12 protein-coding genes and 1 pseudogene are annotated in these 10,292 nt (G+C 46.9%); 4 read left to right on the top strand and 9 right to left on the bottom strand.

Annotated elements, in window-relative coordinates; all coding sequences use genetic code 11:
* Positions 1 to 484: 484 nt before the first annotated feature.
* The gene (locus tag ACE1CM_RS00855) at positions 485 to 1,234 is read left to right on the top strand and encodes an SIMPL domain-containing protein (protein ID WP_374875509.1); all 750 of its coding nucleotides are present in this window, start codon (positions 485 to 487) and stop codon (positions 1,232 to 1,234) included.
* Positions 1,235 to 1,331: 97 nt separating this feature from the next.
* Positions 1,332 to 1,625, top strand: coding sequence for a hypothetical protein (locus ACE1CM_RS00850; protein WP_374875508.1), 294 nt, complete (start codon positions 1,332 to 1,334; stop codon positions 1,623 to 1,625).
* Between the two features lie 52 nt (positions 1,626 to 1,677).
* On the opposite strand, the gene ACE1CM_RS00845 is transcribed toward ACE1CM_RS00850, so the two are convergent.
* The 4 genes from ACE1CM_RS00845 to ACE1CM_RS00830 form a co-directional block, all read right to left on the bottom strand.
* Entirely contained in the window at positions 1,678 to 2,724 is a 1,047-nt protein-coding gene (locus tag ACE1CM_RS00845; RefSeq protein WP_374875507.1) for a WD40 repeat domain-containing protein, read from the bottom strand.
* Positions 2,721 to 3,155, bottom strand: a complete 435-nt coding sequence (locus ACE1CM_RS00840) for a heavy metal-responsive transcriptional regulator (protein WP_374875506.1) — start codon at positions 3,153 to 3,155, stop codon at positions 2,721 to 2,723. The genes ACE1CM_RS00845 and ACE1CM_RS00840 overlap by 4 nt, the downstream gene beginning before the upstream one ends.
* A 94-nt stretch (positions 3,156 to 3,249) precedes the next feature.
* On the bottom strand, positions 3,250 to 3,546 hold the full coding sequence (locus ACE1CM_RS00835; RefSeq protein WP_374875505.1) for a hypothetical protein: 297 nt from the start codon (positions 3,544 to 3,546) through the stop codon (positions 3,250 to 3,252).
* A gap of 207 nt (positions 3,547 to 3,753) precedes the next feature.
* A complete protein-coding gene (locus tag ACE1CM_RS00830; RefSeq protein ID WP_374875504.1) occupies positions 3,754 to 3,945 on the bottom strand; it encodes a hypothetical protein in 192 nt (63 codons plus the stop codon).
* Between the two features lie 310 nt (positions 3,946 to 4,255).
* On the opposite strand from ACE1CM_RS00830, the gene ald reads away from it, so the two are divergent.
* Positions 4,256 to 5,356 (top strand): alanine dehydrogenase, encoded by a 1,101-nt coding sequence (ald, locus tag ACE1CM_RS00825; RefSeq protein ID WP_374875503.1) that lies wholly within the window; start codon positions 4,256 to 4,258, stop codon positions 5,354 to 5,356.
* Between the two features lie 138 nt (positions 5,357 to 5,494).
* Here ald and ACE1CM_RS00820 read toward each other — a convergent pair whose 3' ends face one another.
* Complete coding sequence (locus ACE1CM_RS00820; protein WP_374875502.1) at positions 5,495 to 6,058, bottom strand: DUF4126 domain-containing protein; 564 nt, start codon at positions 6,056 to 6,058, stop codon at positions 5,495 to 5,497.
* 490 nt (positions 6,059 to 6,548) lie between these two features.
* Between ACE1CM_RS00820 and ACE1CM_RS00815 the strand changes: the two genes are divergently transcribed.
* Positions 6,549 to 7,685, top strand: a complete 1,137-nt coding sequence (locus ACE1CM_RS00815; RefSeq protein ID WP_374875501.1) for a glycosyltransferase — start codon at positions 6,549 to 6,551, stop codon at positions 7,683 to 7,685.
* 210 nt (positions 7,686 to 7,895) lie between these two features.
* Here ACE1CM_RS00815 and ACE1CM_RS00810 read toward each other — a convergent pair whose 3' ends face one another.
* The 4 genes and pseudogenes from ACE1CM_RS00810 to ACE1CM_RS00795 all read right to left on the bottom strand — a co-directional run bounded on the left by ACE1CM_RS00810 (position 7,896) and on the right by ACE1CM_RS00795 (position 10,088).
* Entirely contained in the window at positions 7,896 to 8,885 is a 990-nt protein-coding gene (locus tag ACE1CM_RS00810; protein WP_374875500.1) for a glycosyltransferase, read from the bottom strand.
* 382 nt (positions 8,886 to 9,267) lie between these two features.
* Complete coding sequence (locus ACE1CM_RS00805; RefSeq protein WP_374875515.1) at positions 9,268 to 9,465, bottom strand: HNH endonuclease; 198 nt, start codon at positions 9,463 to 9,465, stop codon at positions 9,268 to 9,270.
* Positions 9,448 to 9,792, bottom strand: a pseudogene (locus ACE1CM_RS00800) (RNA-guided endonuclease InsQ/TnpB family protein); the annotation flags it as partial. The gene ACE1CM_RS00805 and the pseudogene ACE1CM_RS00800, both read right to left, overlap by 18 nt.
* 50 nt (positions 9,793 to 9,842) lie before the next feature.
* On the bottom strand, positions 9,843 to 10,088 hold the full coding sequence (locus tag ACE1CM_RS00795) for a helix-turn-helix domain-containing protein (protein ID WP_374875499.1): 246 nt from the start codon (positions 10,086 to 10,088) through the stop codon (positions 9,843 to 9,845).
* Positions 10,089 to 10,292: the final 204 nt, after the last annotated feature.

Below are 10,292 nucleotides of genomic sequence, written 5' to 3'. Positions count from 1 at the left end.
TTTTTTTTGTTTCTTTTTTTTGGTTGGGTTTTTTTTCTAAAAAATTTTGGTGGGGGGGTTATTTTGCCCCCCCCAAAAAACAAAAAATTTTGTGGGGGGGGGGCATTGTGCCCCGCCATAGATTTCCGTTTGAAGGGGCTTTTGCAAGAGGTCTATTCAAAGTTTTGAAACCCGCGAAGGCAGGTTTTGTTTGTGTAGGCGCGATTTTAATCGTCCGCATTTTTGTCCGAAATCTCTCACCCTGCAAGGGTGGGGCTACACAAACAAAGTCCGCCTGCGCGGACTGAAAAAAATACAAAGTTTTGCAACCTGCGTAGGCAGGTTTTGTTTGTGTAGGCGCGATTTTAATCGTCCGCATGTTTGTCCAACCGAAACCAGAAACCGGGTTTCTTCATAGAAACCCGGTTTCTTTACGCAAGTCTTGTCCGAAATCCCCTTCCTCCCCATTGTGGCAATCAATAGACCATCACCCTAAATAAAAACGATGAACGGAGATTCTGTATTGAACCGTTTCCCTCAACTCTTTGGGGGATTATTTGCTTTATCTGCTGCTATTGTGATCGGTTCTTTTATCGGTGCTGGCGCGATTCGAGAGGTTAAAAGCGCTAACGATGTCCTCACCGTTACGGGTTCGGCTAAAAGACCTATTCGTTCAGACTATATTATCTGGCGTGCTTCGGTATCGAGTCAGCAACCAACTTTGGCAGCAGCTTATCAGGAAACTAAGCGCTATAACGCTAGAATCCAAAGTTATTTGAAACAAAAGAAAGTTGCGAATGAGGCAATTAGCTTCACTTCCATTGAAACTTCTTCTGTCCCAGAAATTTTACCCAATGGTCGCGAATCTGGAAACACACTCGCTTACCGAGTCGTCCAGCGCTTAGAAGTTCGTTCGGATCAAGTCGATCAAATTACGGCACTTTCCCGTCAAGCAAACGATTTGATTAATGAAGGGATTCCCCTGCAATCAAATCCACCGGAATATTTATACACTCAATTGGCTCAAGTGCGCGTAGAAATGTTAGCCGAAGCAACAAAAGATGCCAAGGCGCGTGCAGAAGCGATCGCCAGCAGCACCGGCAACCGCGTCGGCGCCATTCGCAACGCCAGAACCGGCGTTTTTCAAATTACTCCCAGATACTCAACTGAAGTCAGCGATTCCGGCGTTTACGATACAACTTCCCTGGAAAAAGATATCACCGCTGTTGTCTCGGTCAGTTTCGGTATGGAGTGAGAATATTTCAGATTGGGGTGATATCCGTACCGCTTAATATTGCAGCTTTAGTCGAGTTGTGTTACACTTGTAATAAGTGAATAAAAAGGTAAAAACAATGGCTCGACTACTCAAGCGCTGGGAGTCTCCCCGCCGCGAAGGCAAGAACGACAAAGGCAGAGGCGGATCGGCAAGAGCAAGACAACTGAAGAAGCAGCAAAAGATGTTGCTCAAGAAGCTCAAAGAAGAGTCCAACGGCGAAGGCAAGAAAAATTCAAGGGGAGGGAAAATTAATTCCCTCCTCTATTTTTTTAAGATGTATTGCGCTCCCACTCACCCAGGTTTATTTACTAATTTAATAAACCGCGAAGACACGAAAAACGCGAAGGAAGAAAGAAGAAGAAAGAAATAGATAATCTTCTACCTCTTACCAATTAGCAATTAGCAATTAGCCATTAGCCAATTTAATACACTGCCTGCCAAATCCGAATCGTTCCATCGTATCCGCCAGTCGCTAGTAATTGCCCATCGGGACTAAAAGCAAGTGTTTGTACCCAATCTGAATAACCGGGAATTGCACCAATTTGCTGTCCGGTTCTGATATCCCACAATCTCACTCCATCTCTTCCTGCACTCGCTAAAGTTCGCCCATCGGGATTAACTGCAACAGCGTTGACTACGTTATTATGTCCAGTCAGGGTGAAAGACCTTCTTGTTGATAAATTCCAAACTTTAACTGTGTGGTCGTAGCTAGCACTAACTATGCTGTCTCCATCTGGACTAAATGCGACAGAACTAATCGCACCTTCGTGCCTGCCAATAATACCAATTGATTGACCGTTGGTAATATTCCACAATTGCACAACGCCTGCCCTTCCGCCACTGACAAATAAGGGTTGATTTGGACTTACTGCAAGTGAGTAAACCATCGGTTGTGCTAAAGGTGCAAGCGTGTAAAGCAGTCGTTGCGTCTTGATTTCCCAAAGTCTAATTCCGTCCAAACCGCCGCTGATTAAAGTTTCGCCATCTGGTGTAATTGCCAGGGAAAGAATGTTGGTGATCGGATCGATAAATCTACGGATTAACTTGCCATCTTTGACGTTCCAAAAAATTATATTCTTGTCATCGCTACCGCTGGCGATGGTGCGACTATCGGGAGTAAAGGCAAGTCCCATGACGCGGATGCTGTGCGCCTGGAAGGAACTTCTTCTTTTACCCGTTTTGGGGTTCCATATCCTGATCCTGTTGTCAATTTCGCCACCGCCGCTGGCAAGAAAGTTTCCATCTCGACTGAAGGTCAAAGACCATACGGGACCCCAATGGGCGTATTGCAGGGTGTGTAGCAGTTTTACATCTTGCCAGGGTCTAGCCCTGGGCAAGGTGGGAACGACAACCGGGGGCGACTCTTCGGTGGTTCCGTTGGTCAATGGCGATCGCTGACTCAGTGCCGCGCTCGTAGTTATACTGATAAAAACAGTTACAAATATTACCCAAAAAGCGAAGCGTTTCATCCCGTCTCAGATTGAATGTTCGGACAAATTGTACTAGCTTGGCGATGTTTTGGGGGTTTTTCTTGCCAGTCAGAGAGTAAAGTTTGCAACTGGTGTTGCAGCATTTCCAGTGCGGCAATTTGTGCGGCGATCGCTTGTACTTTCCCTTCCAGTATTTGCTTAACTTCCCCGCAGGGTAGCTGACCCCGGTCGTATGTCTCTAAAATTAGTTTAATTTCGCTTAATTTCAGCCCTAGCGCCTGCGATCGCTTGATAAAATCCAGCCGCTTCATTACCCCCATCTGAAACAACCGATAACCAGACTCGGAGCGTGCTACCACTGGCGATAGCAGCCCAAGGTCTTCATAATACCGTATAGTCTTCACCGGCAACCCGCTTTTGTGCGCCACTTCGCCAATTTTGAGCAGCTTGCCTGCAACAATATGGGTCATGGGTTATAGGGCAGTAGAATTGCAAATTGCAGATTGCAGATTGCAGATTTTAGATTGGGATTAAATCTGAAATCTAAAATCTAACATCTGCTTGTTAGTAAGGACGATTTTTCTTATTAGAAGCGTTCAAGGTGGGGAGGGGAGGGCGATTTGGTTGGGGTGGTAGATAATATTGAGGAGCCTCGGCGGGTGTTTCCTCGGTGTGGCGCCCCATTATCAACCAACGCAGCACGATCGCTAACCCTACCGTGCCGATTCCGAAGGCGAGTAAAGACCCGCGATCGCCGACTCCACCTATTACAGCATCAACTGCTCCCACAATCAAAATAAAACTCGAAATCGGTTCTTTGCGGTAGGCTGACCTTAAAATCCGAACAAATGCAGCATTCATCAGCGTTAATTCTACTCTCGTTTTGATTCAATCTTAGCGCTTGCAAAAAAAGGCGAAAACCCCAGCAACCTCTGCCGCTAGGATGAAACGCCTATCAACCCTTAGGGGGCTGATCAACAATATAATACTGCCTTGTACTTGGGCGACCTAGAAACCGGGTTTCTTGCTGCGATCTCTTATAGAAACCCGGTTTCTTTGCGTATGGCGCTAATTTAACCCCAGCCAGGATAGCACGCCTTGTCCAGTGACATATTCGATCAGCAAAGTCAGCGCAAAGCCGATCATCGCTGCTCTACCATTTAATCGCTCTGCGTACTCGTTGAAACCAAACTTCGGCTCTTCCAGTTTAGGAGTGACGGTTGGTTGCGGTTTAGTCGTTGGTTGAAATCCTTGTGCCATTTTTAAAGCCCTCTCCACAAAATTAACTAATTTGGTCGGTTAAGCTACCGACAAGAGGCACTGGCGGGTGTTAAGTTTTACCTGTCCTCTTGGGGTTTACTTAGCCTCGCCTATTTACAATTCTTTACAACATTTATTGTACAGGCAAGGTGGGGAAAAGGGGGAAAAGGGGGAAAAGGGGAAAAGGGGGAAGAGGGGAATTTGCATTCTCCTGAAGCTCCCCTGCTCTCCTGCTCCCGGATTCCCCCTTGTCTGCCACCTAAAAGAAATCGGTCTTAAGCTAGAAGTAGGGGTTTGGTAGAGGTTACAGATGGAAATTGGCGTTCCGAAAGAAACAAAGGATCAAGAGTTTCGGGTTGGGTTGAGTCCTTCCAGCGTGAGGGTGCTGCACGATCGCGGACATTCAATCAAAGTAGAAACAAGTGCCGGTGTCGGTGCTGGTTTTAGCGATGAAGATTATATCCAGGCAGGGGCGGAAATTGTCCCTACAGCAGCGGATGCTTGGAACCGAGAACTGGTAGTGAAGGTAAAAGAACCGCTCGCTCCAGAGTATCAGTTTCTGCAAAAAGGGCAGTTATTATTTACATACCTGCACCTGGCAGCAGTTCGCAGCCTTACCGAGCATCTGATCGATTGTGGCGTGACGGCGATCGCTTACGAAACCGTAGAACTGCCAGACGGCAAACTCCCCCTCCTCACCCCCATGAGCATCATCGCCGGACGCCTAGCGGTGCAATTTGGCGCCCGGTTTCTAGAACGCCAGCAAGGAGGACGCGGCGTGCTTTTAGGCGGCGTTCCCGGTGTTAGTCCTGGAAAAGTGACGATTTTAGGCGGCGGCGTTGTCGGGACGGAAGCTGCTCGCATTGCCGTCGGTATGGGTGCCAGAGTCGAGATTTTAGACGTAAACGTGGATCGTTTGGCATATCTGGAAACCCTATTTGGCTCCAGAGTCGAACTACTTTACAGCAACCCTACCACGATCGAAGCACTCGTTCCAGATACCGACTTGCTCATCGGTGCGGTTTTAGTCCCCGCACGCCGCGCGCCGATCCTAGTTACGCGAGCATTTGTGCAAAAAATGCGTCCCGGATCGGTAATCGTCGATGTAGCAGTCGATCAGGGTGGTTGTATCGAAACCATGCATCCCACATCCCACACCAACCCCACCTACATCGAGGAAGGCGTCGTGCATTACGGCGTCCCCAATATGCCGGGAGCAGTCCCTTGGACGGCAACGCAGGCACTGAATAACAGTACTCTACCCTATGTCCTCAAGTTGGCTAATTACGGCATAAAAGCATTAGAAATGGAACCTGCTTTAGGCAAAGGGTTAAACGTTCAAAACCACCAGCTAGTTCATCCAGCAGTCCGAGAAGTATTTCCAGATTTAGCCAAATCAGCTAATGGCTAATGGCTAATGGCTAATGGCTAATGGCTAATGGCTAATGGCTAATGGCTAATGGGTAATAGTAAAAAGGCTTTTTTGCCAGCTTACAGTCAACAAAGAGCAATTAGCAATTAGCAATTAGCCATTAGCAATTAGCAAAATCTAAAATTCCTTTTGACGCCGCTGTTGCCAGTACCACTGATACCAATCACTCGAACTGCGGACAGCTAGCCATAGTAAAAATAAGGCAATTAATCCTCCCTGTCTGGGGGCATCAAAAGCGAAAAAAACAAGGGCTATGCATAAACCGTCTTGGGCAAACACCAACCATAGGGGCAAACCCCGCAGTCTAAAAAACCAGCCGACTTGAACTAGCTGTAGTACTAAAGCTAATAAACCACCAGTTATCCCAATTAATGGGATTAACCAAGCAGCTAAGTCCTTAACTTCGGCAATAGTAATCCCCATCATTGCTCCCACAATCGGGCTGAACAATAATTCAACCGTTTGCAGTATCCGCTGTCCCAATAGCTTTTTGGAAGCAACCAGTTCCAAGAACGACCAACTGGTGAGGACTCCTACAAGGACTTGTGGATGAATCTGAGATAAAATTGGTACTTTAGACCAAAGCTCGTTCTGTAACAGCCCAATCAACAGTAGGGGTAGGGCAATTCTCCCCACTCCTACCGCAGCAGCAGCAGAAAGGGCGGCTAAAAGTTCAATCATAGTTGTGCGCTATCAACCAAACAGTGGACACTAGACAACTAGGACATTCACTGGATAGATAGCCAGCTTCAGTCCTATATGGACTACGTTAAGACGTTCATGACACCTCTAGGTGCTTTCCAGTTTAGAGCTTCTGTCGTTAGAAGTTAAACAGACGTATTTGGTTAAGTCAGTGCTTCTAGCCTAAAAAGCCCTCTTAACATTAGCGAGGAAAACTTTACCCCAGAAATGGGAGTTGGTGAGAGCAGGTTTCCATCAAAAGCCTGCTCTTAACCGATAGATATATGTACGCATTTTCCACTGTTGTCCCATTTTTCAGCAATTAGAGGCGTTGCGATCGCTTTACGTTTCAACGATTGGCAAGGGTACCCTCAGTTTTTAACTTAAGGCTGCTTCTCTCTTATCTTTAGCATAGCTTTTCCATCTTAGATATCTTCCATATCGCCCCCACATATGGTATGAAACTGGGATACCGTCCCAGAGGTTTTTAATGATTATCGCTATACAAATACTGGTACTTATCCTAATTATTGGTTCTATCATCTTTTATCTGGCCTGTGCTGTATGTACCCGCCAGTTTTTTGCCCCTACCGAGTCAGTGACGGAAAATCAGGATGCACCTGTATCGATTTTAGTGCCGGTGTGTGGCTTGGATGAAGGGGCGTGGGAAAATTGGTCAGCTTTTTGTCAGCAGAATTATCCAGATTACGAGGTACTGTTTGGGGTGATGGATGTCCAAGACCCTGCTGTCTTTGTCCTCAAACAACTCGTGCAGACGTTTCCCGACCGTGCGCAACTTTTTGTCGGGTTGGCACCTCGCGGAATTAACCATAAGGATAGCAACTTGAGCTATCTGTTAGAGGAATCGAACCACGAAATTATTATTTTTGCCGATAGCGACATTCGCGTCAATCCCGATTATATTCGTACCGTGACTGCGCCTTTAGCCGATCCGGAAGTTGGTTTGGTGAGTTGTGCTTTTGTCGGGTACGATCCTCAGTCTGTGGGTGCTGCAATCGCATCCTTCGGTCGCTGTGTTGATTTTATACCCAGTGCTTTGCTCGCAAGGGTCTTAGATGGGGGTTTTCGGTTCGCCGTCGGTGCAACAATAGCTACCCGTAAATCAACCCTGGCTAACTTTGGCGGGTTACACCTCAACCGCATCGGGTCAGATTATAACTTGGGGAAGCGGGCTGCAATGGCAGGGTATCGAGTGGAATTCTGCCGCTATGTTCTGGAGTCGGATACAGGACGCGAGAGTATCGGCGAGGTGTTTCAGCGAGAGTTGCGCTGGGCAAGAACAATTCGCTACAATCGCGGTTCTCAGTACTATACGATGGCGTTCTGTTACGGGACAGTGTATTGCTTGCCCCTGTTGATTGTGTCGGGATTTGCTGAGTGGGCAATCGCGCTAACCCTAGTTACACTGGTTATCCGTTATACCCAATCTCTGGCAGCAATTTTCAGTATAGGATGTTCTAAACTTATACCTTGGCTGTGGTTGCTACCTTTGCGGGACTTACTCAGCTTTGCCGTTTGGGCAATGGGTGCATTTGGACAAGGCGTATACTGGCGGGGAAGGCGACTGCGAGTGATTGAGGATGGTCTTTTAACGCAATGGGAATAAGATATTGCAGATTTTAGATTTGAGATTTCAGATTTTAACTACTCGTTTCCCGCCGGAAGAATACCTATTAAATGAACCGCCATAGACGCGCAGCGGCTTCCCGTAGGGTAGAAGCCAAGGACGCCAAGAAAGAAGAGAGAGACAATATTGGTAATGTTCTAGGGGGTAGGTAATAAATCTGAAATCTGCAATCTGCAATCTTAAATTTCCTCAATCTCCCAGGATATCGTTATAGACCTCCAGCAAGTATTTTGGCTGGAAAACGGTTATGACGTAACCTGTAAAAATCAGTGCCAAGGCGCTGATAACGATGGGAATGGCAAGGGGTAGATAAATGAATTGACGGGGGTTATTTGCCCACATTTTCTTGACTCGATCTGAGAAAACTTCTAACTTGCCATTGAAGCTGGTCATGGGGTCGCGCTCTCTTGTTTGGGCCGCAGCTTTTGCTTTAGCTAACAAGCGATTTTGCCAGTAATAATCGTGTCCGATTAACAAAAAACGCCAGAAAAAGTGAGATAAGCCATTAGGCGGGGCGTGAGTTGCCCTCGCTTGCGATTGGTTCCAAATAATGTAACCAGCATTTTGCAAGTTGCGGGCATGAATGACGCAGTTACCGCGATAAAGGGGTAAATCGGTAGGAATGGGATTACTCAGGAGAAATTCGCGGCGAAAAGCTACATTATTGAGGAAATATTGAGAAGTTGGGGTGAGGGTTTTGTGTCCGGAATGTTGGGGGAAAATATAGGTCAGCGCCATGGCAGTGCCGTAAGCACCTTTAGAGAGCGTCATTGTTTCTCCGGCAACAATTTGGATATCCTCTCCTGCGGTAAATGCAGTGAGGATACTTCTCAACCAGTTAGGTTGGTAAATGCAGTCTGAATCAAAATAAACTACGATTTCCCCTGTCACTAATTCGGCACCCAGCATCTTGGCTTTGTAATAGCCAGTCGCTAATTGAGTGTGGTGAACTTTAATCCAAGGATACTGTTCGCATAGATGCTCTAGTATGTGGGTGGGAGTGTCACCGCTATCGATCAGCAAAACCTCATTCGCACAAGTGGGCGAAATGTCTTGATTTGCCAGCGTTTCTAAAGACTTAAATAAACCCTTAAGATCGGCATTTGCTAAATTTTCCGTCTCTAAGATCAGCGAAAAACTGGGTAACTGTGTGTTTAGCGGTGTTTGTATTTGTTCCATATGTTACTTTTGCTCGCAAGCACGATAGGCCAAATTTGATACTGCCACGGCTAGGCTTCGCGGTCATCCGTGGGATTCTTGGTTCCAAGAGAAAACTTGTCCTCACAGGCATGAGGCAATCAAGATAGCGGTTTCCTCTCCCCAAGCGTTTCCTGCTCAAACAGGACCCAGGCAAAAAAACAAGGGTGATAGGAAAAATCGTGGGTTTAGAGGCGCTCGATTGACGCATCACCTTTGTTTTTGGCCCCGCGTGCGTAAGTCCTGTCTTTGACAGCCTTTGTCGGGTAGTTCTGGGGCATTGCTGCCCCAGAACCCCCTAAGAACGGCTCGTGAAAGTTTCCCTTCCAGCCGCTATAGCTATCTACAAGGCATTTGCGTGAATTTACTGATGGCAGTATGCGTGGAATAATTCTAGGTTTTTGTCTGTATCAAGTCCACCCTGACTTCTCGGTATTTTGTCGTGCTTGTGCAGTTCTTCCCCGTTGTCTAAGGATTCTCCGCCGGATCGGCAGACATGGTTTTGGATTTGGGCAAGTTTTTGTAGCGAGAACGAATCGCATTTAGATTTTACTACGCACAACGCCGTTTTAATGGCGAAGTCTTTACGCTGGCGGGAAACTTTTAGATGCAGTCGTCCTAGTAAGCCAACTGCTTTTTTGCGGTTGTTTGAACCTTTTTTCCTTTTGGAAACACGGCGCTGCAACGTATCACAAGCTTTTTCGGACTGACGCAGGTGACGGGGATTCTCTACCTTCCAACCTTGAGAATCGGTGTAGAAAGCTGACAATCCGACGTCGGACCCAATTGTTTTACCAGTAGGTTGAATGCTGATATTACGTTCTGAATCTATCACCAACTGAATGTAATATCCATCGCTACGACTCACAACTCTGACACGCTTAATCTGGTCAACTTAGATATTGTACAAGTCATAAAGCCACCTGCTTTGTCAGGTGGCTAGTAAAAAATGGCAGATGACGAACTAGGTAAGCAAAGTTGTTGCCGAAGTTCTGGGGGAATGGCTTCAAAATGTTCTAAGAAAAAATTCATCAACGCGAGGTGACGCAAGTCGTGCGGTTGGGGATGGCGGTGGTTGTCTCCAAGGGCAAACCAGCGACGCACAGTAGTAACGGAACGAGAGCAAATGAGAGCAATCGCTTCTTGTGGCACATCCCATTTGGCGTAGAATTCCTGCGGAGTCATCGCCAGTTCGCAGTAAGCGTAAAGCTGAATGATTCGTTGTTCTCGCTCCGTAATCGGGCGAGTCGGCTTTGCGCTGACTCACAGGATGAAGGTTTGTTTTAGTCCCCTTGCGGGGAAGTGGTGAGAACTGAATCAACTGTTCAATCACCATACTAGAGGCGTGTTTCCATCCCCTTGCGGGGTAAGTTTAAAAACTGCTAAAAG

Source organism: Microseira sp. BLCC-F43 (assembly GCF_041929235.1).
Lineage (GTDB): Bacteria > Cyanobacteriota > Cyanobacteriia > Cyanobacteriales > Aerosakkonemataceae > Microseira.
The sequence above is the reverse complement of the archived record's forward strand: the minus strand, read 5'-3'. Positions and strand labels throughout refer to the sequence as shown.